Below are 26,035 nucleotides of genomic sequence, written 5' to 3'. Positions count from 1 at the left end.
ACGTGAGACGGTTTTTTATTGCGCAACCAGTCGAACCGCGAGTGAGTATCAATGGTTCTGATGCGCGTCATATTGCGAAAGTGCTCAGACTCCAGCCGGAGTCTGAAGTCGATGTGGTCGGTAATGACGGTCGCGCCGCACGCATGATTATTACTGCGCTTACGTCGCAGCAGATTGAACTTGATTTTAAGCAGTGGTTGGTTGAAGAAAAAGAACCGCCGGTAAGGGTGATTCTGGCTCAGGGACTGGCTAAAGGCGATAAAATGGATTATATCGTACAGAAAGCGGTCGAACTTGGAGTGAGCGAAATCGTTCCTCTGGCGCTCGACCGCTGCGTCGTGCGCTATGAAGGAAAAAAGCAACAGGACAGGGTCGCGCGTTGGCAAAATATTGCCGTTGAGGCTGCAAAACAGTGTCGACGCAGCGCAATTCCTGAAGTGAGGGACATTATCGCTTTACGGGAATTATTGACGGAATTGCCGCCGGATACGGCGGCAATTATGCTGTACGAAGCGGAGAACAAACAAGGATTGAAAGACATGTTGCGCAGCTGCGCCGCTAAGGAGTATTTGTTGCTGATCGGTCCGGAGGGCGGTTTTACGCCGCGAGAGGCGGATTTATGCCGGGAATACGGCGTCTCGTCCGCGACGATGGGACCGCGTATTTTGCGGACGGAAACGGCCGCGTCGGCTGCTTTAGCAGTGCTTATGTATGAACATGGAGATCTGGGGGGCTGAATGTGCCACGCGTTGCATTTACAACATTAGGTTGCAAAGTGAATCAATTTGAGACCGATAGCATGGCGGGACTTTTTCGCCAGCGCGGTTATGAACTTGTCGATTTTGATGCGGATGCGGATGTCTATGTGATAAACACCTGCTCGGTCACACATTTGGGAGAAAAAAAATCACGCCAATTGATTCGCCGCGCTATTCGACGAAATCCGACGGCTGTTGTTGCGGCGGTAGGCTGCTATTCACAGATGTCGCCGGATCAGGTTGCGGCAATCGAAGGGGTCAGTGTTGTCATTGGAACGCAGGAACGGCAACGAATTGTCGAACTGGTTGAAGAAGCGGCGCGTGAACATGGCAAAATTACCGCAGTCGGCGACATCATGCAGTCGGATTTGTTTGAAGACATTCCACTCTTTTCGGCGCCTGGACGGACGCGCGCTTTTTTAAAGATCCAGGAAGGTTGCACGAACTTTTGCTCTTATTGCATCATTCCCTATGCAAGAGGACCACTCCGATCGAGACCGCTTGACAGCGTACGGCGTGAAGTCGCCAAGTTGGTGGAAGCCGGTTTTCAGGAAGTGGTGTTTACGGGTATCCATCTGGGGGCCTATGGCCGCGATTTAGCGGACGACCTTTCACTGACGGACGCGTTGGAAGCTGCGCTAGAGGAACCAGGTCTGCAGCGTTTGCGACTCAGTTCTTTGGAGTCGGTAGAAGTTTCTCCGAAATTGATTGAGCTAATGTGTAACGACAGCCGGCTTTGTGCGCACTTGCATCTACCTCTGCAGGCGGGGGAAGACGGGATTTTAAAAGCGATGAATCGCCATTATACGACCGCGGAATATCGAAGGTTGATCGACTGTATACGCAGCCAGGTACCAGGGATTGCGATCTCCACGGATTTGATCGTCGGTTTTCCGGGCGAAAGCGAAGCCAGTTTTGAACAGGCGTTGTCTTTTGTCTCTTCGATGGGCTTTGCTAAGATGCATGTTTTTCCCTATTCGCGTCGGAACGGTACGCCAGCGGCCACTCTTGGCGGACAGATTGAGGAAGAGGTTAAGCGTGCACGGGTGCAAAGCGTGCAGCAGCTTGCCGAGCGGATGGCGAAAGAATATCAAAATGCATTCATCGGCCAGCAGCTGGAAGTGCTGGTGGAATCGCAGAAGGATGGAATCGCCGAAGGGCTGACCAGCAACTATCTGCGCGTTTATTTTCCGGCAGAAGCGGATGTCTTGAAAAGACGCTGTCTGGTGCAGCTTGAAAAAACGTACAAGGATGGCTTATGGGGGAATTTGGCTTAAATTTTTTTGTGCGGCAGGATATCGAAAAAATAAGCCGAATAATCTTTTGTACAACCATTGCTGAGCGTGAAGCCTCGTAACGGTGATTCTATGTCTGGCAGCCGGATGGGATTTGGCTGCCGGTAAGAAGGGAGGTGCTGTAACGTGTCCCAGGAGTGCATATTTTGCAAAATCGCTGCGAAACAAATTCCGGCTCAGATTGTCTATGAAGATGAGCAGATGCTTGTTTTTCGTGACCTCAATCCCGTGGCGCCGGAACATGTACTGCTGATTCCCAAGCGGCACATTCCAAGCTTGCGCAAAATGGCGGCAGAGGATCAACCGGCTGTGAATGCAGTGATGGCGGCGGTTCCGCAGGTGGCGAATTTATTGGGGTTAACGGAAGCCGGGTTTCGTCTGGTGACAAATACCGGTGAGGACGGCGGACAGACTGTTGGTCATCTTCATTGGCATTTGATGGGCGGACGAAAGATGACTTGGCCTCCAGGCTAGGCATTGACAATGAGACGTACATAATGTATAATCATTGGGTGTATGTTCAACGAGGATACACTTCCCTATAACGGTGAGTGGAGGGAGGGATATTAGATGTCGGAAGTACGGGTTGGCAAAAATGAAACTATTGACAGTGCACTCCGCAGATTCAAGCGCACATGCCAGAAGGCGGGAACCCTGGCTGAAATAAGAAAACGCGAGCACTACGAAAAACCTAGCGTCAAGCGCAAAAAGAAATCCGAGGCTGCACGCAAACGCAGATTCAACTAACATCAGGCAAACATTGCCGGCAGTGGAGGGGTTTCTATGTTGCTGAAAGAGCGGCTGGCGGAAGATATGAAGCAAGCCATGAAGGAAAAAGAAGCCGGAAAACTCCGGCTGTCGGTTATTCGCATGGTGCGCGCCAGTATCAAAAATCTTGAGATTGACCGTAAGACAGAGTTGGATGAATCGGGCGTATTGGACGTTTTGGCGAGAGAAGTCAAGATGCGCCGAGATTCGCTTGAGGAATTCAAAAAGGCTAATCGGCCGGATCTGGTGGACAGCCTTGAACGGGAACTCGATGTATTAATGGCATACTTGCCGAAACAGTTGACGGAAGCCGAAGTTAGAAGCTTGGTGCAGGAAGCGGTCGCCGCTACCCAAGCCGTAGGTCCTAAGGACATGGGCAAGGTAATGGCTGCGTTGATGCCGAAAGTGAAAGGCTGTGCTGACGGAAAACTGGTTAATACTCTGGTGAAAGAACAACTGAACCAGTAAGATGAAAATCCGGTACTCTTGTAGTACCGGATTTTTTTATGCCGTGTCCAGTTTGAAGTTTTCAGCGAGTGTTATTCATTCTTGCGTTTAGCGAAACGGGCAAAGTTCTGTAAAATAGAAAACAGACAGGCTGGGGAAGCCTATCTGTTTTCGTGGGGTATAGGTGAAAGTGAAGACTGGGAGTTTTAAGGGAAAGAATATAATGTGTAGGGGTAATGGGAAGAGTGTTGGGAAAGAGAGTTTGTCTGACACAAAGAAACGCTTCACTTAAACCTCTGCATTCAAGATAACATGCAAAATTCGACAAGTCAAGACAAAAAACGATAAAATGATTGCCTTTAGCGTTTGCCGCGTCAGAAAAGGAATCCGATTGCTGGCGTCGAAATGATATAAGATTATCGCTGTGCATAAGGGGGCTGGGGTTTGCAAGAGGAGCAATTAATCGAAGTAGAATCTAACTTAGAAGCATTGGCGATTTTGGGACGCCATGATGAATATTTAACGCTTATTGATGCATGTTATCCGGTTCGGATTGCGATTCGCGGTACCGAGTTAAGCATCGCCGGAGAGGCGGAAGCTGTGGAAGCCGTGCGAGAGTTATTCCAGGAACTGCTTTTCTTATATCGTGCAGGAAATCCGATTACGACGCATGATGTGACGTACGGCTTACGCATGCTCAAAGCGGGACAGGGAAAACAATTGCATCAATTGTTTTCCGATGTCGTGTTGGTTACCGGGCGCGGACGGCAGATCAAACCGAAAACGCTGGGGCAGAGGGAGTACCTTGCGGCAATTCGGCAAAACGCAATCACTTTGGGCATTGGTCCTGCCGGAACGGGCAAAACGTATCTGGCCGTCGCAATGGCGGTAGAGGCGCTGCGCAACAAAGAAGTGGAGCGAATTATTTTAACGCGTCCGGCCGTAGAAGCGGGCGAGAAGTTGGGCTTTTTGCCGGGTGACTTGCAGGACAAAGTCGATCCCTATTTGCGTCCGTTATATGATGCGCTTCAGGATATCCTAGGAAGCGATACGTTTGCCAAGTATATGACGAAAGATGTGATTGAAGTAGCGCCGCTCGCGTATATGCGAGGGAGGACTTTGGAAGATTCTTTCATTATCTTGGATGAAGCGCAAAACACAACAATCCCGCAAATGAAAATGTTTTTAACGCGTCTTGGCTTTGGTTCAAAGATGGTGATAACGGGCGATGTGACGCAAGTTGATCTGCCGCAAGCGGGAATGTCGGGCTTACAGCATGCGAGTAGATTATTGGCTGGCGTAGCGGGGATTCAGGTCACGCATTTAGCGGAAACCGACGTCGTTCGCCATGAACTTGTCAGCCGGATCATCAAAGCATACGCTGCAGATGAAGCGGCGCGGGAAAAATAAGGAGGCTGCAATGGAAGTTATCATTCACAATAAACAGCAGGCGGTAATGCTTGAAAGCGCGATGAAGGATATGCTGCATCAGGTCGTAGCCCAGGTCGCGTTGGTATATGGACTGGCTGATGAAGCGGAAGTGGGCATCACATTGGTCGATGATGCTGCTATTCATGAAATGAACCGCCAGTATCGCGGCAAAGATAGAGCGACGGATGTTCTGTCTTTTGCGCTTAATGATGGCGAGGAACAGCTAGAGGGGAATCCGGCCGCACTTTTGTTGGGCGACATTATTCTTTCGCTGGAGACTGCCATGCGGCAGGCAGAGGAATATGGACACAGCTTGGAACGGGAAATGGCTTATTTAACGGTGCATGGGATGCTCCACTTGCTTGGTTATGACCATGAATGTGAGGCGGAAAAAGCCGAGATGCGTCAAGAGGAAGAACATGTCCTAATGCTTCTTGGTATTGGGCGAGATTAATATGGCAGAGGTGGAAAAGTTGCAACAGTTGGTTGAATGTGCGATCGAAGCACGACGCAAGGCGTATGTTCCCTATTCGAAGTTTCAGGTTGGCGCGGCGTTGCTGGGGAAAAGCGGTAAGGTTTATCAGGGCTGCAATGTCGAAAACGCATCGTATGGTTTATGCAATTGCGCAGAACGTACGGCGATTTTCAAAGCGGTCTCTGAAGGCGAAACCGAGTTTGCGGCATTGGCGGTGGTCGGCGATACGGTGGAACCGATTGCTCCCTGCGGCGCTTGTCGTCAAGTCATTGCTGAATTTAACATCCCCACGATTATTATGGCGAACTTGAAAGGTGACAGCCGACAAGTTTCGCTTAACGAATTGCTGCCGTTTTTCTTTTCGCCGGCAGATTTAGAAGGAGTGAAGTAAATATGAATAATGAAGATTTTAAATCCGGCTTTGTTGCCGTAATCGGGCGTCCTAATGTTGGGAAATCGACGTTGATCAATAGTCTGATCGGGCAAAAGGTTGTCATTATGTCGGACAAACCGCAGACGACGCGCAACCGAATTATGTGCGTATTAACGCAGGAAGATGCGCAGATCCTATTCCTTGATACGCCGGGCATTCATAAACCGAAACACCGTTTAGGCGAATACATGGTGAAAGCGGCAGAAAACACGCTGCGTGAAGTCGACCTGATCTTGTTTGTCGTTGATGCGAGCGAGGGCTTCGGAGCAGGCGAAGAATATATTCTCGAACGACTGGCGCAGGTCAAGACCCCGGTCTTTTTGGTGGTGAATAAGGTCGATAAAATGAGCAGAGAAGACCTTTTCCCGATTATCAAAGAGTATGCGGCGAAACGTGAGTTCAGTTCAGTTATCCCGATTTCTGCATTGAAAAAAGATAATTTGGAGTGCTTGGTAAAAGAAATAAAAGCGCTTCTACCGGAAGGGCCGCATTATTTCCCGGAAGATATGGTGACTGATCAACCGGAACGACTCGTTATCGCTGAACTGATTCGCGAAAAAGTGCTGCATGCAACGCGTGAGGAAATACCGCATGCCATTGCTGTTGACATCGAGGAGATTAAACAGCGCCCTAATGAAGACGTCTATGTCAGGGCCGTCATTTATGTGGAGCGGGATTCGCAAAAAGGCATTGTCATCGGCGCACGCGGCGCATTGCTGAAAGAGATTGGCAAGATGGCCCGGCTCGATATTGAACATTTACTGGGGTCGAAAATCTTCTTGGACCTTTGGGTCAAGGTAAAAAAAGACTGGCGCAACAAGGAAGGCAGTCTGCGGTCCTTTGGCTATGATTGAGTCATTTGGTTGACGCTGGCAGTCACCGATGATATGATTTGGAATAAAGAGGAATGTGACTATGAACTGGATGTCCAAGCGTTTTTTGAATGGCTTGATGGTGATTGTTCCGCTGGCGATTACGTATGCGGTCGTGGCACAGTTGTTTGTTTTCGCAGAAAAATTGCTGGGCCAATATCTGCCAATACAGTTTCCCGGTCTTAGCCTGGTGGTGGTCTTTGCCTTGATCATTTTGGTGGGCTGGTCGTCGAGTTATTGGCTGACGCGCCGGATACTGGCTTTAGGCGAACGAGTTTTGAGTTCGATTCCCGGTATCAAGTTTATCTACGGCAGCGTCAAGCAACTTTCAAGCGCCGTGTTTAAATCGGAAGATATGTTCCGTCAGGCGGTCTTGGTGCCTTATCCGCACTCAGAGAGCCGAGCCATTGGTTTTGTTGTGGCGGAACCGTCACAGCCGATTGCGACGGCTTTGCCGGAGCCCTATGTCTGTGTTTTTATTCCGATGAGTTTGAATCTGGCTTCGGGGTTCAATATTTTAGTGCCTAGCCGAAGCGTCACCAAACTGGATGTGACGAAGGAAAGCGTTCTGCAATACTTGTTGACGGCCGGAGCGGTCATGCCGAAGGCTAGTGAAGCAGCAAGCAATGCATCCTAGGCGGTGAAGACCAATAAAAGGAGAGATGAAATATCGACTCGCCCTTATATAGCTTGATTAAAGTGGCGGTAGCGCTGCTCTTAGTTTTGCTGAATGGATTTTTTGTTATTGCGGAGTTTTCCATGGTCAAGGTGCGGAAGACTCGCTTGGAAGAACTTGCACAGCAAGAAGACAGCCAGGCGCAGCTTACTTTGAAAATATTAAGCTCCTTTGACACGTATCTCGGTGCGACGCAATTGGGCATTACCCTGGCATCATTGGCGCTTGGCTGGCTGGGCGAACCGGCGATTGCTTCCTTACTGGAACCCGTTTTGCTTCAGATAATGCCGGACGCTGCGTGGCTTCTGGGCCCCTTGAGTATTGCGGTCGGCTTTACGATTATTACTTTTTTACATATCGTAATTGGCGAATTGGTGCCGAAGTCAATGGCGATACAACGTGCCGAAAAATTGGCGTTGTTTTGCAGTTGGCCGCTTTATGTTTTTCATAAAATTGGTTATCCTGTGATTCTTCTCTTTAATCGAACCGCGCGTGCTATCTTGTCTATCCTTGGAATTAAACCCGCCAATGAGGCGGAATTAGCACATTCGGAAGAGGAATTGCGCATGATTCTAAGCGCCAGCCAGCGCGGCGGCGTTTTAAATCAGATGGAAAGTGAATTGATCGATAATGTCTTTGATTTTGCCGATCGCCTGGCACGTGAAATCATGGTGCCGCGTCAAGATATGATTTGTTTGTATCTTGAAGATTCCTATGAGGAAAACATGAAAGTGGTCAGGGAGACGAATCATACCCGTTATCCGCTATGCCAAGGCGATAAGGACAATATTGTAGGGATGATCCATATTCGCGATTTAATGGATTTTGATCTGTGCAAGACGCAAGATGTGGACTTGCGTTTGGTGATGCGTGAAATTCTTGTTGTACCGGAAAGTATGTCGGTGGCCAAGCTGCTGCAGCTGATGCGCCGACGCCGCATCCATCTGGCGGTGGTTGCTGACGAATATGGCGGAACGGCCGGGTTGGTGGCTCTTGAAGACGTTTTGGAAGAAATCGTCGGCGACATTCAAGACGAGCATGATGAAGTGGTGGCGCCGGAAATCCAACGCATGCAAGACGGCGTTTATCAATTCGATGGCCGCGTCTTGCTAGATGAGGTTACCGATGTTTTGGCGATTCGTTTGGAAGAACATGAAGAGGATACGATTGGCGGTTACTTATTTGCGCTGATTGGACGCAAGCCGGAAATTAACGATGCAGTGATGATTGGCGAATATCAGTTTACCGTGTTGGAATCGAGCGGCTTTCGAATCATTCGCGTTAAAGCGGAACGGATTGAGCCGACTGTCGAGAAAGAAGAATGAAATGGGACGATATCAGGCGGAAGCCGTTGTAGTATCGGTCAAAGACTGGGGAGAAAGTGACCGCTTAGTGATGCTTTTTTCCCGTGATATGGGTAAGATCAGCGCGCTCGCGTATGGCGCTAAGCGCCCGCGTAGCCAGTTAGCGGGGGGCATGCAACTTTTTTCGCATGTTGAAGTATCCTTGTTGCCGGGCAAAGTGTTTGAACAGGTAAAACAATGTGAAATCAAAAATAGTTTTCGTAATATAAAAGAAGACCTTTCTCGGATGGCGTATGGAATGTTCATGTTGGAAGTGCTGAATGAACTTTGTCCGGAACGCCAGCCGGAAAGTGAATTGTTTGACAAGCTTCTGGCGGCGCTTACGCTTCTCGGCCGTAAAAATCCGCGTCTGGTTGCGCTGGCCTGGGCATGGCAGGTATTGGGTGAGATGGGGCTGAGTCCCCGACTTGACTACTGTGTTTTCTGTGGTAAGGACAGTGAGATTGCGCGCTTTGACAGTCGCAGCGGAGGCTGTTGCTGCCAAACGTGCGGCAATGAGAACAACATGGTAATGATCAATGCGGAAACCATTCTTTTTCTTCAAGTCCTGAGCAGATTGGATTGGATGTCGCCGCCGGAATTTAAGATCACCGGCAGTACGCTGGTGCAAGCAGAAAGACTGGTGTTGGACTATTTGATCCACTGTTTAGATAAACCTCTGAAATCCACCGAATTTATCCGGCAGGTGGGCAGATGAAAAATCAAAAGCATGGGAGGCGTTTGTATGGAAATCACCTTGGAAAAAATTGATGCCGTAAAAGAGCGTACCGGGGTATCCTATCGAGAAGCAAAGGCTGCACTAGAAGCTTGTCAGGGCAGTGTGATTGAAGCGCTAATCCACCTGGAAACGCATAAACCAAAGGGGTGGACCGAAGAATTCTCTTTGCGTAGCGGCGAAGTCGTCGACAAAGTAAAGGATCTTGTGCGCCAGGGGAATGTCAATCGCATTTGCGTTAAGAGCGAAGGCAAGGTGCTGGTTGAAATTCCGGTGACAATCGGCGCGATCGGCGCAGTTGTACTGCCGCAAATCGCGGCTCTTGGCATGTTGGCAGCTGTTTTCAAAAAATGTTCGATTGAAGTCGTGCGCACGGATGGCAGTCGCGAAGAAACAACCGTTGATGACGAGGATAAGACCAATTGACAATTACGCTTGTCTTTGGTATATTTGACAGTAGTTATCGAAGGCAATGATGAAAAACAGTAGTCGTCATAGCAAGCGAGCCGGGGAGGGTGTGAGTCCGGCAAAGACGATGAAGGCATTTCGGAGCCGCGGGAGGAAAACTGGAATGTGTAGGCAGGCCAGCTAGTAAAAACCGCTATAATCATGAAGGCGGGCCGCTGTTTGCGGTCAATCAGGGTGGAACCGCGGGAGTCTCAAGCCTCTCGTCCCTGTAACATGCAAGATGTGTTACAGTGGACGGGAGGCTTTTTTGTTTACCTGACATTTGACGCACTGCATTGCTTGGAAAAACAGGAATACAAGGAGGCGCGACCATGACTTTTCAAGAAATGATATTGACGCTCCAAACGTTTTGGGCGGAACAAAATTGCATCCTGATGCAGCCTTATGATGTGGAAAAAGGCGCGGGTACGATGAATCCGGCCACCTTTTTGCGAGCCTTAGGACCGGAACCTTGGAACGTGGCCTATGTGGAACCGTCTCGTCGTCCGGCAGACGGACGCTACGGCGATAATCCGAATCGTTTGTTTCAACATCATCAATACCAAGTCATCATGAAGCCATCGCCGGACAATATCCAGGAACTGTATCTGGAAAGTTTGGCGAGGCTCGGCGTTGATCCGGCAAAGCATGATATCCGCTTCGTTGAGGATAACTGGGAATCTCCGACGCTTGGCGCGTGGGGCTTGGGTTGGGAAGTGTGGCTCGACGGCATGGAAATTACTCAATTCACTTATTTTCAGCAAGTAGGCAGTATCGATGTTAAGCCGGTTGCCGTCGAAATTACGTATGGTCTGGAACGGTTAGCCATGTATATCCAAGGCAAGGAAAACGTCTACGACCTGGAATGGGTTAACGGCGTCAGCTATGGCGACGTTTTTCACCGCAACGAAGTGGAACATTCCACATATAATTTTGAAATTGCCGATACGGCACTCTTATTTCAACTCTTTGATATGTACGAAAAAGAAGCGATCCGAGTTTTGGATAAAGGGTTTGTTTTACCAGCATACGATTATGTTTTGAAGTGTTCACATACCTTCAACATGCTGGATGCGCGCGGCGCGATCAGCGTCAGCGAACGGACCGGCTTTATCGGCCGGGTGCGCAATATGGCACGACTTTGCGCGCAGGGGTATCTGGAACAGCGTGAAAAACTAGGCTATCCGATGTTGAAAGGGGGTAACTAATATTATGGCGCAAGAATTGCTGTTTGAAATAGGGACGGAAGAAATTCCGGCGCGTTTTATGCCAGGCGTGCTGAAACAGTTAGATAATCTGGCGCGTACGAAACTGGCGGAGCTTCGGATTGCACATGGCGAATTGAAAGCGCTTGGTACGCCGAGACGCATGGTCTTGACCGTAAGAGGGATCGCGGAACGTCAGGCGGATGTGGTCAAAGAGAGTAAGGGGCCGTCTTTGAAAATCGCCTATGATGAGGCTGGTAATCCGTCGAAAGCCTGTGCTGGTTTTGCGCGAGGGCAAGGCGTTAGCGTGGAAGAACTGGTGCAGCGTGACGGCTATGTATATGCGATTGTCGAAGAAAAAGGGCAGGCTACGGAAACGGTCATGGCGCAATTCTTGACAGACTTACTGTCTGGACTCGCTTTTCCTAAAAATATGCGCTGGGGCAACTGGGATGTCAAATTTGTCCGTCCGGTTCGCTGGATGTTGGCATTGCTGGATGGAAAGGTTGTCCCGGTGGAAATTACCGGCGTTCTTTCCGGCAATAAAACGAGGGGGCATCGCTTTCTTAGCAGCGGTGAGTTCGCCGTTGCTTCCATTGATCAATATTTACAGACAATGCGTGAGCAACATGTATTAGTGGACCAGGATGAACGGCGCAATCTGATCCGCCAACAGGTTCAGGAATTGGCGGTAGCTCAGGGCGGCGTCGCCAGCATTGATGAAGAGCTGCTGGAAGAAGTCGTCTATCTGGTCGAATATCCGACGCCGCTATGCGGCCGCTTTGAAGAGGAATATCTTGCATTGCCTCCGGAAGCGGTCATGACGCCGATGCGTGAGCATCAACGTTATTTCCCGGTGAAAAAGGTGGACGGCAGTTTGTTGCCGATGTTCATCACCGTGCGCAATGGCGGCAGCGAACATATCGACATCGTACGTCATGGCAATGAACGCGTTTTGCGCGCACGCCTTGCCGATGCAAAGTTCTTTTTTGAAGAAGACAAGAAAGTTTCGCTGGCTCAGCGGGTCGAAAAATTAAAGACGATTGTATTCCAGGATGGTCTGGGAACGATGCATGACAAGGTGGAACGCCTAGGGAAATTGTCGTTGGCGGTAGCCGATGCGGTTGGCATCGCCAAGACGGAAGCGAAAGATATTGCGCGCGGTGCCTTGTTGGCGAAGGCAGATCTTGTTACCGGTATGGTGTGTGAATTTACTGAACTGCAAGGCATCATGGGGCGTGAATATGCCAAATTAAACGGTGAATCGGACGCGGTCGCAGAAACGATTTTTGAACATTACCTGCCGCGTTTTGCCGGTGATGAGCTGCCGGCTACTCCCGCAGGACAAGCGGTCAGCATTGCTGACAAAATGGACAATATTGTGGCGACATTTAGTCGCGGACTGATTCCTACAGGCTCACAGGATCCGTATGCGTTACGACGGCAGGCTCTCGGCATTGTCAATATTCTCTTGGCTGGGCGTTACCATGTATCGCTGTTGAAACTCTGTCAGGCCAGTGCGGAACTCTTGCATGTCGCGCCGGACAAAAAGGAAAAACTGATGAACGAGCTGGCGGATTTTTTCCGTTTACGCTTGAAGAATGTTCTCTCCGAAGCGGGCATTCGTTATGATATTGTGGATGCCGTTATGGCCGTGGGCTGCGATGATGTCTATGATGCGTGGCTGCGTGCGCAAGCGGTTGCGGAGGCTGTTGACGGAAAGGATTGGCTGGCCATGGCGCAGTCGTTCACACGGGCGGCTAATTTGCTGAAGCATGGCGGTACGAGTCGCGTGAAGAAAGAATTGCTCAGCGATCCGGCGGAGGTTGTTTTGTTCGAGCGGGTTTCGGCTGTGCAAGACAAGGCTGCGGTGTTGCTTGAAGCGAAGAAGTTTGCTGAATTGCTTTCGACGCTGGGCGAATTGGCAGAGCCGATTGATGCTTTCTTTGATGCTGTAATGGTAATGGCGGACGATATTGCGGTGAAGGAAAATCGGTTGTCGTTGTTGCATGCTATTGTTTCGATGGCGACGCCAGTTGTCGATCTTAGCAAGATTGTCACTGCATAAGAGAAAAAAGAAAAAACTCTGCGCCGGATATCGTTCGGCGCAGAGTTTTTTCTTGGCTTTGCGTAAAGAGAAGGATTTTCCAGATGTGGGGCGTATATGTAAAGAAAGGCAGGTGATAGATAATGAGTCCTGTGACGGTGATTTATGCATTATCGGATTCCGTCGGTGAAACGGCCGAAATGATCGCGCGTGCAATGGCCAGCCAATTTGAAGAAGGTACCTTTGAAATTATGCGAGTGCCTAATATTAAGACGGTGCAACAGTTGGAACGCACGATGCGCGAAGCCGCCAGCCAGCGTAGCCTCATTTGCCATACGTTGGTCAATCCGGAGCTTCGGGCGGCGCTGAAAGATCAGGCGATTGCAATCGGAGTTCCTACTGTTGATATCATGGGGCCAATGCTGGAAGCCGGTCAGAAAATGTCAGGAATGTCGCCGAAATTGAGACCTGGTTTGATTCATCGTTTGGACGATGATTATTTCAAGCGGGTTGAAGCGATTGAGTTTGCTGTGAAATATGATGATGGAAAAAATCCGATGGGTTTGAAAAAAGCGGAAATTGTCTTGGTCGGCGTTTCACGCACATCGAAGACGCCGCTGAGCATGTTTCTGGCTCACAAGATGATTAAGGTGGCCAATGTACCGCTTGTTCCGGAGGTAGAACCGCCGGAGCAATTATTTGAAATCCCGACTTGCCGTATTGTCGGCCTAATCATTGACCCGAAGAAGCTGAATAATATCCGTATGGAAAGACTTCGTTCGATGGGACTCGATGCACAGTCCGCTTATGCCGATGATTTGCGTATCGAAGCGGAATTGGCTTATGCGAAAAAGATCATGGAGCGTTTGCAGTGCCCCGTGCTGGATGTGTCGAATAAGGCGATTGAAGAGACCGCGGGCAAGATTCTCCAATTGGTAAGGGAGAACGGCTGTGCGATTCGTAGCGTTGAAGCCTGAACGCTTAGACACGCGAAAAAACACCCCTGACCATTCGGACGGGGGTGCTTTGCGTGCTGAAATTTACAGTATGGTGTTTGTGACCACGTTATAATTCAGACTCTCAACCGTGTAGGGCGGAACGCCGTCTTGCGCCACCTGGACTTGCCCGGTAAAGGTAGCGACCTTGGTATCCCAATTGTATTCTGTTTGGAGCGCTTGGATTTTCAACCCGCTGCGAGACAAGGTGACGTTGCCGGTTATGTCGGCTCTGTTTTGCGTACCGTAAATATAAACAGTATCGCCGGTGAAGTAAATATCATCTTGGCGGAGGCTGACGCCTTCAGAGGCCCAGACTTCCATGCTGGACATATTTATCTTTGCCTGCCCGGCGGTGATGACGCGGTTGGCGCCTTCGATATAGACATGACCGTTTAGGACGTATAGCCCGGTATTGATATCAAGATATTGTTGATCGGCTTTAATGACGGGCTTAGCGGCAAATGCGCTGGAACAGAACAAAAGAAGCAGTACGAGCAAACTGATTGATATGCGAGATTTCATAGGGTTCACCTTCTTTCTGGCTATCATTATAGCAGAAAAATGTTTGTTTTCATAGGGCGGGAGGATGTGGCGACAGATGGACAAGACAATACGCGAACGCATTGAAGAACAGGAAGAGCAGTTGCTGGCGCCGACGGCGACGCGGAGTAAGGATGCCGTAAGAGCCGAAACGGAAACCGCGTGCGAATTTCGTACGACTTTTCAACGCGATCGCGACAGGATCATTCACTCGAAAGCTTTTCGGCGTCTAAAACATAAGACACAGGTCTATATATCGCCGGGGGATCATTATCGGACGCGTATGACGCACAGTCTCGAGGTGGCGCAAATTTGCCGGACGATTGCACGAGGATTGCAGCTGAATGAAGATTTGACGGAAGCTATTTCGTTGGCGCATGATGTCGGGCACACGCCTTTTGGCCATGCGGGCGAATATGCGTTACAGGATATCTTGGGACGTTATCGTCATAATGAACAAAGCTTGCGCGTCGTGGAATTCTTGGAGCGTTCAGGGCGAGGGCTGAATCTGACGCTCGAAGTGAAGGATGGCATTTTAAATCATACCGGCGAGAATAAACCATTCACGTTGGAAGGGAATATCGTGCGGATTGGCGACCGCATCGCCTATCTTTGTCATGACTATGACGACGGCATTCGCGCCGGACTTTTGAAAATCGAGGACCTGCCGAAGGAAGTAAGCACCGTACTGGGCATAAAACCATCCAGCATGATCATGATCATGGTGGCAGATATGATACAACAGTCGCAAGGTCGCACCGAAATACGGATGTCTGAACAAGTGACGGCGGCGATGGGGCTGTTTCGCGAATTTATGTTTCAGAGGATCTATCGTGCGTCTGAATTAGAAGTAGATCGAAAAAAAGCGCAGTATGTGATCCATAAATTATATGATTATTTTTTTGCGCAGCCGGATAAATTACCGCGTGAATATTTAGAGCGTGAAGATAGATGGGGACTGGAGACAACGATCGTCGATTATATTGCCGGCCTTACCGATGGCTATGCGGTGCAGTTGTTTGAAAAACTTTTTGTTCCCACGAAATGGATGAGTTATTAGGTTCTTAATAATCAGAATAATAAATTTGTCAATAGGGAAAGAGGAAAATCTGATTTAATGGGGAATACTATGTATTGCAATTTACACAGAGTGGTGAATTTTAACTGATTTTTGCTGAAATTCTGTTAAAGTGCTAAGGCAACGGGTTGTAGGTGATAAAGATGAAGGACATGGCTTTTGAGGAATGGATTGCCCGGTTGCGAGCAGAAGGCGACATTGTTGGTGTAATCGCAGAATATGTACCGCTGAAACGAAAAGGCAAAAACTATTGGGGATGCTGTCCGTTCCACCATGAAAAGACCCCCTCGTTTTCGGTTGCGGCGGACAAAGGCTTTTTCTACTGTTTTGGTTGCCAAGCCGGAGGGAATGTCATTAATTTTCTGATGAAAATTGAGAACCTGTCTTTTTTTGAAGCGGCGCGGTTGTTAGCTCAGAAACTAAATATTCCGGTGCCGGAAAAAGAAAAGACGGCGCAAGAGATGGCCAGAGAAAAGGAATTAGCGAAGTTATATAGGGCGAACGAATTAGCTAAGGAATTTTTCCAAGCCTGTCTGCTGAAGAGCGCATACGGTAAAGAACCCTTACAGTATTTGGAACAACGTGGTATTAGTGAGGAAATTATCCAGCGCTTTCAAATCGGTTTTTCACCGCCGGCCTGGGATAAGTTGTCCTTGGCGCTTAAACAACGAGGCTTGGCTGATGACGTGATGGTGAGAGCTGGACTGGCGCTGCAAAGAGAAAAGGGTGAAGGCGTCTATGACCGATTCCGCGGCCGCATCATGATTCCGATCAGCGATGCTCGGGGACGCGTCGTGGGATTTGGCGGACGGGTACTCGATGAGGGGCAGCCAAAGTATTTGAATTCTGCAGAAAGCCTTGTTTTTAACAAACGTCAACTCCTGTTTGGCTTTTCGGTGGCGCAGAAGACGATTCGTCAAATGGGGCAAGCCATTGTAATGGAAGGCTATATGGATGTCATTGCTGCGCATCAAGCTGGCGTCGAGAATGCAGTCGCGTCATTGGGGACGGCGTTTTCACCGGAGCAGGCCAAATTATTGCTGCGGGAAGCGAGTGAAATCGTGATTGCATACGACAGTGATGCGGCAGGGCAGTCGGCGACGCAGCGGGCGCTTGAAATTTTGCGTGGTATGGGCGCCAAAGTGAAAGTGCTGTCTGTACCGGAAGGCAAAGATCCGGATGGGTTTTTGCGCCGAAAAGGCGGCGAGGCGTTTCGGAAACTAATGGAAGAGGCGCCGAGTTCCTTGGAATATCAGGTCACGAAAGCGTTTGAAGCGGGTGATGCGGCAACGCTGGATGGTAAAGTTGCGATTGTGAATCGTGCGGTACAGGTGTTGGCCGCCAGCGATAATGCGGTCGAAATTAACGACTATGTGATTCGTCTGGCGCAGCGTTTACAAATTGATGAAAGTGCGGTGCGCAGCGAATTGCGTAAGGTAATGGGAAAGCATCGCAGCCTTCGTTCCAATACGCAGATTACGGGGCGAAATTGGAACAAACAGGCGCATCTGGCAATGGAACAGGCGGAGCGATACTTATTACGCTTGATGTGGGAAGACCATTCGTTGATTCCCTACGTCAGTGCACAAGTGGGCGCAGAGGACTTTTTAGATGAGAGACGGCGTGAAATTGCGGCCATGGTTTTGGCAGGAGGCCCAGAGGTGGAAAGCGATTGGCAGGTCGTTCTGACGGCTGGACGCGAGGAAAGTTTGCAGCAAGAACTTTCCTACATCATGCATCTCGATATTGCGCCGGAAGACGTGGTTCGCTTAGTCGATGATTGCGTAAAAACAATTAGAAATAATAGCTTGCAGGCCCGATTTGAAAGGCATAAACAGCAAGCGGAAGAATTAGAACGGATAGGAGATCGCACTTATCTGCAGGAATTAGCAGAAATGCAACGAATACAAGATGAGATTAACAAATTGCGTCAAGGATAAACCGTTAGTCCTCGTTGATACGAGGATTGGGGGAGGGGAGTAAGATGGCAGAAAAGAAACAACATTCGCCAGCAGTTGAACAGCATGTCGAGCAACTGCTGAATAAAAGTAAGAAGCATGGCAATGTACTGACCTACGGCGAGATCATGGATACTCTCCAGAGCGAAGACTTGTCGCCAGAAGAGATTGACGATATGTATGAAATGTTTTCAGAAAAAGGCGTTGAAATCTTAGATGAAATTCCGGAGGGGCAAGGCCCGATCGTAGCAAGGGTGGATAGTGAAGAAGCCGCTAGCGAGGATAATGATGTCGATCTGAGTATTCCGGAAGGCATCAGCATCGATGATCCGGTGCGGATGTATTTGAAGGAAATCGGTCGCGTGCCGCTGCTCTCGGCGGAAGAGGAAATCCGTCTCGCACAACTGATGGAGCAAGGCGATGAAGAGGCGAAACGCCGCTTAGCGGAAGCAAATCTTCGCTTGGTCGTCAGCATTGCCAAACGCTATGTTGGGCGTGGCATGCTGTTTTTGGACTTGATTCAAGAGGGTAATCTGGGCTTGATTAAAGCGGTAGAAAAGTTTGACTATAGCAAAGGCTATAAATTCAGTACCTATGCGACATGGTGGATCCGCCAGGCGATTACGCGGGCGATTGCGGATCAGGCTCGTACAATCCGTATTCCGGTGCATATGGTAGAGACCATCAATAAACTGATCCGGGTATCGAGACAACTTTTGCAGGAACTCGGGCGGGAGCCGCAGCCGGAAGAGATTGCCAAGGAAATGGATATCAGCGTAGAACGGGTAAGGGAAATCATGAAGATTGCTCAAGAACCCGTATCACTGGAAACGCCAATCGGTGAAGAAGAAGATTCCCATTTAGGGGATTTTATCGAAGACCAGGATGCACCGGCGCCGGCTGAAGCTGCCTCCTTTAGACTGCTTAAAGAACAGCTGGAAGAAGTTCTTGAAACGCTTACAGAACGCGAGAAGAAAGTCCTTCGCCTGCGTTTTGGCTTGGATGACGGACGTGCACGTACGCTTGAGGAAGTAGGGCAGTTCTTTGGTGTAACCCGTGAACGGATACGCCAGATTGAAGCAAAAGCGCTGCGTAAGCTGCGTCACCCTAGCCGAAGCAAGAAACTGAAAGACTTTTTAGAATAGAATATTGACATAACAACAAGTCTCGATTACAATATATACTGTTGAGTTAGTCTTTGGGCCTATAGCTCAGCGGTAGAGCAGCCGGCTCATAACCGGCTGGTCCCTGGTTCGATCCCAGGTGGGCCCACCACACTTTACATGGCCCGTTGGTCAAGCGGTTAAGACACGGCCCTTTCACGGCTGGAACAGGGGTTCGAGTCCCCTACGGGTCACCATACGAATAAGCATGGATGCAAAGCATAGGCTTTGCATCCTTTCATTTACTTTCAATGAAAATAAAAAGGTAAGGAGGGATTTCAATGAAGTTAGGAGATCGGTTGGCGACACTGGCTTCTTGTGTGCCGCAGGGCGCTGTTGTCGCGGATATCGGAACCGACCATGCCTATCTGCCGATTGCATTAGTTTTGGCGGGCCGAATCACAAAGGCGGTGGCAGGAGATGTGGTCAAGGGGCCGTATCAGGCTGCCTTGGCGGCAGTTGAAGCGGCCGGCTATACGAAAGAGATCTCAGTGCGGCTGGGAAATGGATTAGACGTGCTGACGCCGGGCGAGGTCGATACGGCTGTTATCGCGGGAATGGGCGGCGCTACGATCGTTGAAATTTTAAGTGCGGCGCCGGAAATAGTGGGTCAGATGAAGCGTCTGATCCTGCAACCTATGGTTGCAGGAGAGGCCGTGCGACGTTGGTTGGCGAAAGCGGGCTGGCATCTTCTGGAGGAACATTTAGTGGAAGATAACGGACGGATTTATGAAATTATTGTTGCGCAGCCGGGAATATGGTCGCCGATAGAGGATGTTCTTTATGAAGTAGGCCCCTTGCTTTGGCAACAGCGCCATCCATTGTTGCGTCGACAATTGGAACAGATGATAAGGCAGTTAACAGCGGTGACGCGCCAGATGGAAGAAAGCGACAAAGCGGTGAGAGAAGAAAAGTATGCGATTTGCAGCAAGCGATTGCAGGCGCTGAAGGAGAAGTTGACATGTCTGTAAAATGTCAGGTTATCATCGAGGCTCTTGAACGATTGGCGCCGCGGCGGTTGGCGGAGGATTGGGATCAGGTCGGATTGCAAATCGGCAGTCCGGCGCAAGATATCAATGGCATTTTAGTGACGCTTGACCTGACGGAAGCGGTTTTGGAAGAGGCAAAAGAGAAAGGCGCAAATTTAATTGTTTGTCATCATCCGCTTATCTTCAAACCGGTTGCGCAAATCCGTACCGACTTGCCGCAAGGAAGATTGTTGACATGCTTGTTGAAAGAAGAAATCGCGGTATATGTCGCCCATACGAACTTGGATATAGCGGCAGGCGGGGTTAACGATGTATTGGCGCAGCGGCTCGGATTGAAAGAAGTGAAAGGTCTGTCGGTGACGGGGCGAGAAAAGTTGCTTAAGATCGTTGTATTCGTGCCGAAGACGCATGAGGAAAAAGTGGCGGAGGCGATGACGAAAGCGGGCGCCGGACATATCGGCAATTATAGCTGCTGTACGTTTCGTGCAGCGGGCGTAGGCTCTTTCTTAGCTCATGAAGGTGCAAAGCCGTATATAGGAAGACCTGGGAAGATGGAAGAAGTTGAAGAAATCAGACTCGAGACGATCATGCCGGAGTCGATAAGCCGACGTGTTGTTCGGGCGATGCTGGCTGTGCATCCGTATGAGGAAGTCGCATATGACTTGTATTCGCTTGAAAATGAAGGACAGGCCTATGCGCTGGGACGGATCGGCTCTCTGCCCGAAGCGATGGAGATGGAGCAATTTCTTTCTTCAGTAAAGACGGCGCTGCAGGTTAACAGATTGCGTTTTGCGGGCGGACAGAACGGAAAAATGATTCGTAAAGTTGCGGTTTGCGGCGGCAGCGGAGCTTCACTGATCGGTAAGGCCGCATTTGCCGGCGCGGATGCCTTTATCACCGGTGACGTAAAATATCATGAAGCGCAAAGTGCTGAAGCGGCGGGCATCCTGGTCGTTGATGCGGGACATTTTGTTACGGAGTGGCCGGTGGTTGCGAGTCTTTCCGATTATTTAACAGACTTTGCGCGGCAGGCGAAGTGGCGGCTCGAGGTCACGGCAGGGAAACAGAAAGATGTGTTTGACTGGATTTAATGTTTGACGGCAGCGTATTTTTCGTCCATAATGTATAGGTGCGTATGGGAGTACGAAAGGCAATCGCGGACGGGCCAGACCCGTTCGAGGAAAGTCCGAGCTCCAAAGAGCAGGGTGCTGGATAACGTCCAGCGGGGGCGACCCTAGGGATAGTGCCATAGAAAAGTAAACCGCCGCTCGCTAGAGCGGTAAGGATGGAACGGTGCGGTAAGAGCGCACCAGCGGTCAGGTGACTGGCCGGCTTGGTAAACCCCACTCGGAGCAAGACCAAATAGGGAAGGTGTGAAGCTGCTCGCTGACCTTCCGGGTGCGTCGCTAGAGATGCCGGGCAACCGGCAGACCAGATAGATGATTGCCGCCGTCTACGGATGGAACAAAACTCGGCTTATTGATTGCTCCCATGCCATGTAAAAAGCCCAGGAGATTTTAGATCTCCTGGGCTTTTTACATGGCATGCTGTCTGGGTTAAATAGAAATGGATAACTTCTATCATTAAAAAATTATTTCTATATAGAGGAGAATGCTGATTGACTTATGAAGCTTTATTTCTTACAATGGTGATACAGATAATGAGAGGTAAAGGAGGCTACTACTATGGCAATCGTTTCGATTAAAAGCAAAGAAGAATTTCAGGAAGTTGTATTGCAGGCTGCGCAGCCTGTTTTGGTAGATTTTTGGGCGCCTTGGTGCGGTCCGTGCAAAATGGTAGCGCCGGAGTTAGAGGCCCTGGATGAAGAGATGGCAGGAAAAGCGCTCATCGTCAAAGTCAATGTGGATGATAATCAAAAACTGGCAGGCGACTATAATGTAATGGGAATTCCTACGCTGCTCGTTTTTAAGCAAGGCGCTGAAGTGAACCGTCTGGTTGGCTTTCGCCCCCGTCAGGATTTGCAAGCCGCGCTCGAATCAGTCTAAAGGCGGCTGAACGTAAACCAGTCTTCTATTGTCTAAATGAACGGATTCTGCGATAATGTAACTATTGAAAAGGAGGCTGGCGAATGTTCAATTTTAGCATGTCTGAACTGATTATCATTCTTGTCATTGCATTGGTCGTCTTTGGCCCGGCTAAATTACCGGAGATTGGCAAGGCGATCGGTAAAAGTATGCGTGATTTTAAAGAAGCCGCATCGGGAACTGATTCGAAGGAACATAAGTCGTAATAACTGCGAAATGAGTCGTAATCGAAGACTGCTTTCTGCTGTGTCGGGAAAGCAGTCTTTTTTGCTAAATGAGGAGGAGTTTTTTAGTTATGATTATTTCTTGGAATACTACCCAAGCTTGCAATATGAGTTGTGTGCATTGTTATCGGGATGCCGGAACACGGCGCGAAGACGAGCTGACAACAGAAGAAGGAAAGAAGCTGCTCGACGAAATGGCCAAGGCGGGTTTTAAGATTGTTATCTTAAGTGGTGGAGAGCCATTAATGCGTGAGGATATTTATGAATTGATCACGCATGCGACCAAGGTTGGTTTGCGTCCGGTACTCGGCACCAACGGCGTTTTAATTACGCCGGATGTGGCCAGGCGCTTGAAGGAAGCCGGACTTGGCGCTGCAGGCATCAGCGTCGACAGCTGCGATAAGGAAAAGCATAACTGGTTCCGTCAGGCGGAAGGCGTATGGGAGAAGACGATGGCAGGGATTGCGGCTTGCAAAGAGGCCGGTTTGCGTTTTCAAATCCATACGACGGTAATGAATTGGAATGAACCGGAAATTACCGATATTACCGATCTGGCAGTAGAGCTCGGCGCGATGGCGCATCATGTATTTTTCCTCGTTCCGACCGGACGCGGGAAGGATATTGAAGAGACGACGTTGAAGACGGAGCAATATGAGGCGTTGTTAAATCGAATCTTAGACAAACAGTTGGAGGTGTCGATTGAATTAAAGCCGACCTGTGCGCCGCAATTCATGCGCATTGCCAAGGAAAGAAACATGCCGATGCGCTTCACGCGCGGTTGTCTGGCGGGAACCGGCTATTGCGTCGTATTGCCGAATGGCGATATTCATCCTTGTCCGTATATGCCGATGACGGTGGGCAATGTAAGAGAGACCGATTTTGACGTGATTTGGCGTGACAGCGACGTGTTCCAGCGCTTGCGGCATGAAAAGCTGAAAGGGGGCTGCGGCACGTGCGGCTATGACAATATTTGCGGCGGCTGCCGGGCCCGAGCTTACTACTATGCGGATGGCGACTATATGGCCGAAGAGCCTTGGTGTGATCGGGGACAACGCAATAAATAAAAGCTAAGCGATAAGGGGGTAACAGTGTGGATCAACTGGGAACTACCTTGCGGGAACTTTTTGAAAAACGCAACCTGAGTCGACGAACTTTTTTGAAAACCTGTGCTACGTTGACGGCAATTTTAGGATTAGCTCCGGAAATGTTGCAAGATGTTGTGGCGGCGGCGGAACGCAAGTTGCTCGTCCCGGTCATTTGGCTGCATGGTCACGAATGTACCGGTTGCGATGAAACGTTACTGCGTTCGCAGACGCCTTTGGCATCGGATGTGTTGTTGAATATGATTTCACTCGAATATATGGATGTGCTGGCCGCGGCGGCAGGTGAACCCTTGGAGGAGCATTTGCAGCAAGTGATGCAGGCCTATAAGGGACGTTACATTTTAGCCGTGGAAGGTGCGGTGCCACTGGAGGCAGATGGAATTTACTGCATGGTTGGCGGCAAACCGTTTGTGGAAAACCTGCGTCAGGCGGCGGCTGGCGCAGCGGTTATACTCGAAGTCGGTTCTTGCGCTGCCTGGGGTGGAATTCAAGCGGCTAAACCGAATCCAACAAAATCGGTCTCGGTTAGCGATGTAATTCATGGGAAGACAATCGTCAAGATTCCCGGCTGTCCGCCAATCCCTGAGGTTTTGACAGGGGTCATTATGCACTATACGTTGTTTGGCAAGCTGCCGCCGCTAGATAGCGTAGGTCGACCGAAACAGTTTTATGGGAATCGAATCCATGACACTTGTTATCGTCGGCCTTTTTTCGATTCGGGCATGTTCGTGGAAAAGTTTGATGACGCCGGCAGTAAAGCGGGCTGGTGCTTATACAAAATGGGCTGCAGAGCGCCTGAGGCGTATAACTCATGCGGTAACATGCGCTGGTGGAATGGACTTTCGTATCCTGTCCAATCAGGGGCGCCTTGCGTTGCCTGTGGTGCGAATAATTTTTGGGATCAGGATCCGTTTTACGAGCGATTGCCGGGAATTCCGGTGCCGCAGACCGTGGCGAATGCCGATAAGGTCGGCTTGATAACGGCGGGTGTTCTGACGCTTGGCGTTGCAGCACATGGTGCGGCTTCGCTCATTCAAAGTAAAAAGCATGCCGCAGAGGAAGAAGAAAAAGCAAAAGAGGATGAGAAATAGTAGGGGGGATGAGCATGAAACGTATTGTCGTAGACCCCGTCAATCGAATAGAAGGTCATTTGCGAGTTGAAGTTGTGGTGGATGAAGCCACTGGCAAGGTTACGGAAGCTCTATCGAGCGGCACTGCCTGGCGCGGCATCGAATTGATTGTCAAGGATCGCGATCCTCGTGATGCATGGCTTTATACGCAGCGTATTTGCGGCGTTTGTACGACGGTTCATGCTCTCGGTTGCTTGCGGGCTGTTGAAGATGCACTGGGCATCGAGATACCTAAAAACGCCAACTATATACGCAATATCATGGCCGCGACGCAATGCCTGCAGGATCACATTATTCATTTTTATCATTTGCACGCATTGGACTGGGTGAGTCCGCTGGCGGCTCTTAAAGCAGATCCTGCGGCGACGGCTGCGTTGCAAAATACAGTGCTGGAGACGTATCATCTCGATTTGAAGGGCCCGCGCAGTTATGATTTGGACGCGTATCCGAAGGAGTTTCCGAAAGGCTCTGCTGTATATTTCAAAGCGATCCAAGATAAGGTTCGGCAAATTGTAGACAGTGGTCAATTAGGCATTTTTGCGGCGCAGTGGTGGGATCATCCTGATTATGATATTTTGCCGCCGGAGGTTCATTTAATGGCGGTTGCGCACTATTTAAATATGCTGGACAAACAGCGCGAGCTTGTCACGTCGCACGTTGTGTTTGGCGGAAAGAATCCGCATCCGCATTATGTGGTTGGCGGCATGCCCTGTTCGATTTCAATGCAGGACATGAACGCGCCGATTAACAGCGCGCGTTTGGCAGTTGTTGAAAACTCTCTCGGTGTCGGAGTGGCGGCGGCCGAATTGTTTTATGTTCCAGACGTCTTGGCCATTGGCGCCATTTATGCACAAAAAGGGTTGCTTGACGGCGGCGGTTTGGCTGGAAAACGCGTATTGGGCTTTGGTGATTATCCGGAAGATCGTTATACAGGAACGACAAACGGAGATTTTCATAAAAACTTGCTGCTGCGCAGCAACGGCGTGGTGGAAGGCTTTGCCGGCGGGGTTGACAAAGCGGTCTACCATGAGCTAAGCCCAGAGGATTTGTCTGATCAAGAGGTGTTGACGGAAGGCGTTGAACACTCTTGGTATTCGTATGCGAATGCGCAAAAGGAAAAGCATCCCTGGCAGGGGGAAACGACACCGCAGTATACGGCACCGAAAGAGGGCGACCGAACGCACTGGCAGCAGCTAAACGAGGACGGAAAATATTCTTGGATTAAAACGCCGAAGTGGCGGGGGCAGACTGCGGAAGTCGGTCCGTTGGCCAGGTATATTATCGTCTATACGAAAGTTAAAAAAGGCGTAATCGAACCAACGTGGGTCGAAAAAATGATGGTTGAACAAATTGAGGCGGTTTCAAAACATTTTAAACTTGCAGCGCAGGTTTGGATGGTATCGACGCTAGGTAGAACGGTGATTAGAGCATTGGAAGGGCAGCTAATGGCTCATATTAGTCAATACTATTTTGATAAGTTGGTAAAAAACATTGATGCGGGCGATACTGCAGTCGCCAATATGGAAAAATGGGAACCGGCAACTTGGCCAGCCAAGGCTCGCGGCGTAGGCTTGCATGAAGCGCCGCGTGGCGCGCTCAGCCATTGGGTAGTGATCCGAAACGGAAAAGTGGACAATTATCAAGCGATTGTTCCGTCAACATGGAATGCGTGTCCGAGAGATGGACAAGCTGGACGCGGAGCATATGAACAGACAATGTTAGAAACAAAGGTTAAAATTGCCGAGAAACCGTTGGAAATTCTCAAAGCAATTCATTCCTTCGATCCTTGCCTGGCTTGCGCCACGCATCTTTATGATGTAACCGGCAAACCGATAACGGTGGTGCATACAGACCCCTACCTGCGAAATTAGGAG

General features: G+C 49.7%; 27 protein-coding genes, 2 tRNA genes and 1 other RNA gene. 29 read left to right on the top strand and 1 reads right to left on the bottom strand.

The genetic code is table 11. From position 1 onward, the window contains the following. Positions 1–2: 2 nt before the first annotated feature. From QTL79_RS15200 to QTL79_RS15125, 16 genes are all read left to right on the top strand, one after another. A complete protein-coding gene (locus tag QTL79_RS15200) occupies positions 3–737 on the top strand; it encodes a 16S rRNA (uracil(1498)-N(3))-methyltransferase (protein WP_346355814.1) in 735 nt (244 codons plus the stop codon). A 2-nt stretch (positions 738–739) separates the two neighbouring features. Next, complete coding sequence (mtaB, locus tag QTL79_RS15195; protein ID WP_346355813.1) at positions 740–2,035, top strand: tRNA (N(6)-L-threonylcarbamoyladenosine(37)-C(2))-methylthiotransferase MtaB; 1,296 nt, start codon at positions 740–742, stop codon at positions 2,033–2,035. Positions 2,036–2,179: 144 nt separating this feature from the next. Next, entirely contained in the window at positions 2,180–2,527 is a 348-nt protein-coding gene (locus tag QTL79_RS15190; protein WP_346355812.1) for a histidine triad nucleotide-binding protein, read from the top strand. 96 nt (positions 2,528–2,623) lie between these two features. After that, a complete protein-coding gene (rpsU, locus tag QTL79_RS15185) occupies positions 2,624–2,800 on the top strand; it encodes a 30S ribosomal protein S21 (protein WP_346355811.1) in 177 nt (58 codons plus the stop codon). Positions 2,801–2,836: 36 nt separating this feature from the next. Beyond that, on the top strand, positions 2,837–3,289 hold the full coding sequence (locus QTL79_RS15180; protein WP_346355810.1) for a GatB/YqeY domain-containing protein: 453 nt from the start codon (positions 2,837–2,839) through the stop codon (positions 3,287–3,289). Positions 3,290–3,712: 423 nt separating this feature from the next. Next, positions 3,713–4,678: a PhoH family protein gene (locus QTL79_RS15175; RefSeq protein WP_346355809.1), complete on the top strand. Its 966-nt coding sequence runs from the start codon at positions 3,713–3,715 to the stop codon at positions 4,676–4,678. A gap of 10 nt (positions 4,679–4,688) precedes the next feature. Then, positions 4,689–5,153, top strand: a complete 465-nt coding sequence (gene ybeY / locus QTL79_RS15170; protein ID WP_346355808.1) for an rRNA maturation RNase YbeY — start codon at positions 4,689–4,691, stop codon at positions 5,151–5,153. Between the two features lies 1 nt (position 5,154). Continuing rightward, entirely contained in the window at positions 5,155–5,565 is a 411-nt protein-coding gene (locus tag QTL79_RS15165) for a cytidine deaminase (RefSeq protein WP_346355807.1), read from the top strand. A 2-nt stretch (positions 5,566–5,567) separates the two neighbouring features. Then, positions 5,568–6,461, top strand: a complete 894-nt coding sequence (gene era / locus QTL79_RS15160; protein ID WP_346355806.1) for a GTPase Era — start codon at positions 5,568–5,570, stop codon at positions 6,459–6,461. Between the two features lie 61 nt (positions 6,462–6,522). Beyond that, positions 6,523–7,116 (top strand): DUF502 domain-containing protein, encoded by a 594-nt coding sequence (locus QTL79_RS15155; protein WP_346355805.1) that lies wholly within the window; start codon positions 6,523–6,525, stop codon positions 7,114–7,116. 62 nt (positions 7,117–7,178) lie between these two features. After that, positions 7,179–8,480, top strand: coding sequence for a hemolysin family protein (locus QTL79_RS15150; protein ID WP_346355804.1), 1,302 nt, complete (start codon positions 7,179–7,181; stop codon positions 8,478–8,480). Between the two features lies 1 nt (position 8,481). After that, the gene (recO, locus tag QTL79_RS15145; RefSeq protein ID WP_346355803.1) at positions 8,482–9,216 is read left to right on the top strand and encodes a DNA repair protein RecO; all 735 of its coding nucleotides are present in this window, start codon (positions 8,482–8,484) and stop codon (positions 9,214–9,216) included. A 27-nt stretch (positions 9,217–9,243) separates the two neighbouring features. Further along, positions 9,244–9,660 (top strand): DUF4342 domain-containing protein, encoded by a 417-nt coding sequence (locus QTL79_RS15140; protein WP_346355802.1) that lies wholly within the window; start codon positions 9,244–9,246, stop codon positions 9,658–9,660. A 353-nt stretch (positions 9,661–10,013) separates the two neighbouring features. Next, a complete protein-coding gene (gene glyQ, locus QTL79_RS15135) occupies positions 10,014–10,889 on the top strand; it encodes a glycine--tRNA ligase subunit alpha (protein ID WP_346355801.1) in 876 nt (291 codons plus the stop codon). 4 nt (positions 10,890–10,893) lie between these two features. Further along, positions 10,894–12,954 carry a glycine--tRNA ligase subunit beta gene (glyS, locus tag QTL79_RS15130; RefSeq protein ID WP_346355800.1) on the top strand — a complete coding sequence of 687 codons (2,061 nt, stop codon included), beginning with the start codon at positions 10,894–10,896 and terminating at the stop codon, positions 12,952–12,954. A gap of 122 nt (positions 12,955–13,076) precedes the next feature. Further along, positions 13,077–13,910, top strand: coding sequence for a pyruvate, water dikinase regulatory protein (locus tag QTL79_RS15125; RefSeq protein ID WP_346355799.1), 834 nt, complete (start codon positions 13,077–13,079; stop codon positions 13,908–13,910). 63 nt (positions 13,911–13,973) lie between these two features. Here the strand turns inward: QTL79_RS15125 and QTL79_RS15120 are convergent, their stop codons facing one another. Continuing rightward, positions 13,974–14,453 (bottom strand): LptA/OstA family protein, encoded by a 480-nt coding sequence (locus QTL79_RS15120; RefSeq protein ID WP_346355798.1) that lies wholly within the window; start codon positions 14,451–14,453, stop codon positions 13,974–13,976. A 76-nt stretch (positions 14,454–14,529) separates the two neighbouring features. On the opposite strand from QTL79_RS15120, the gene QTL79_RS15115 reads away from it, so the two are divergent. The 13 genes from QTL79_RS15115 (at position 14,530) to QTL79_RS15055 (ending at position 26,032) form a co-directional block, all read left to right on the top strand. Continuing rightward, the gene (locus QTL79_RS15115; protein ID WP_346355797.1) at positions 14,530–15,531 is read left to right on the top strand and encodes a deoxyguanosinetriphosphate triphosphohydrolase; all 1,002 of its coding nucleotides are present in this window, start codon (positions 14,530–14,532) and stop codon (positions 15,529–15,531) included. Positions 15,532–15,692: 161 nt separating this feature from the next. Next, positions 15,693–17,489: a DNA primase gene (dnaG, locus tag QTL79_RS15110; protein WP_346355796.1), complete on the top strand. Its 1,797-nt coding sequence runs from the start codon at positions 15,693–15,695 to the stop codon at positions 17,487–17,489. A 44-nt stretch (positions 17,490–17,533) separates the two neighbouring features. Beyond that, on the top strand, positions 17,534–18,652 hold the full coding sequence (gene rpoD, locus QTL79_RS15105) for an RNA polymerase sigma factor RpoD (RefSeq protein ID WP_346355795.1): 1,119 nt from the start codon (positions 17,534–17,536) through the stop codon (positions 18,650–18,652). A 55-nt stretch (positions 18,653–18,707) separates the two neighbouring features. Next, a tRNA-Ile gene (locus QTL79_RS15100) sits at positions 18,708–18,782 on the top strand. 10 nt (positions 18,783–18,792) lie between these two features. Continuing rightward, a tRNA-Glu gene (locus tag QTL79_RS15095) sits at positions 18,793–18,867 on the top strand. Positions 18,868–18,951: 84 nt separating this feature from the next. Further along, the gene (locus QTL79_RS15090; protein ID WP_346355794.1) at positions 18,952–19,641 is read left to right on the top strand and encodes a tRNA (adenine(22)-N(1))-methyltransferase; all 690 of its coding nucleotides are present in this window, start codon (positions 18,952–18,954) and stop codon (positions 19,639–19,641) included. Then, the gene (locus tag QTL79_RS15085; protein ID WP_346355793.1) at positions 19,632–20,750 is read left to right on the top strand and encodes a Nif3-like dinuclear metal center hexameric protein; all 1,119 of its coding nucleotides are present in this window, start codon (positions 19,632–19,634) and stop codon (positions 20,748–20,750) included. Before QTL79_RS15090 ends, QTL79_RS15085 begins: the two co-directional genes overlap by 10 nt. A gap of 47 nt (positions 20,751–20,797) precedes the next feature. Further along, an RNA gene (rnpB, locus tag QTL79_RS15080) (RNase P RNA component class A) lies at positions 20,798–21,153 on the top strand. 191 nt (positions 21,154–21,344) lie between these two features. Beyond that, the gene (gene trxA / locus QTL79_RS15075) at positions 21,345–21,665 is read left to right on the top strand and encodes a thioredoxin (protein ID WP_346355792.1); all 321 of its coding nucleotides are present in this window, start codon (positions 21,345–21,347) and stop codon (positions 21,663–21,665) included. An 83-nt stretch (positions 21,666–21,748) separates the two neighbouring features. Continuing rightward, a complete protein-coding gene (locus QTL79_RS15070; protein ID WP_346355791.1) occupies positions 21,749–21,910 on the top strand; it encodes a twin-arginine translocase TatA/TatE family subunit in 162 nt (53 codons plus the stop codon). A gap of 89 nt (positions 21,911–21,999) precedes the next feature. Next, on the top strand, positions 22,000–22,992 hold the full coding sequence (gene nirJ2 / locus QTL79_RS15065; protein WP_346355790.1) for a putative heme d1 biosynthesis radical SAM protein NirJ2: 993 nt from the start codon (positions 22,000–22,002) through the stop codon (positions 22,990–22,992). Positions 22,993–23,018: 26 nt separating this feature from the next. Beyond that, positions 23,019–24,122, top strand: a complete 1,104-nt coding sequence (locus tag QTL79_RS15060; RefSeq protein WP_346355789.1) for a hydrogenase small subunit — start codon at positions 23,019–23,021, stop codon at positions 24,120–24,122. Between the two features lie 14 nt (positions 24,123–24,136). Beyond that, positions 24,137–26,032, top strand: a complete 1,896-nt coding sequence (locus QTL79_RS15055; protein WP_346355788.1) for a nickel-dependent hydrogenase large subunit — start codon at positions 24,137–24,139, stop codon at positions 26,030–26,032. Positions 26,033–26,035: the final 3 nt, after the last annotated feature.

Source organism: Azotosporobacter soli (assembly GCF_030542965.1).
In the GTDB taxonomy this organism is placed as follows: Bacteria; Bacillota; Negativicutes; order SG130; family SG130; genus Azotosporobacter; species Azotosporobacter soli.
The sequence above is the reverse complement of the archived record's forward strand: the minus strand, read 5'-3'. Positions and strand labels throughout refer to the sequence as shown.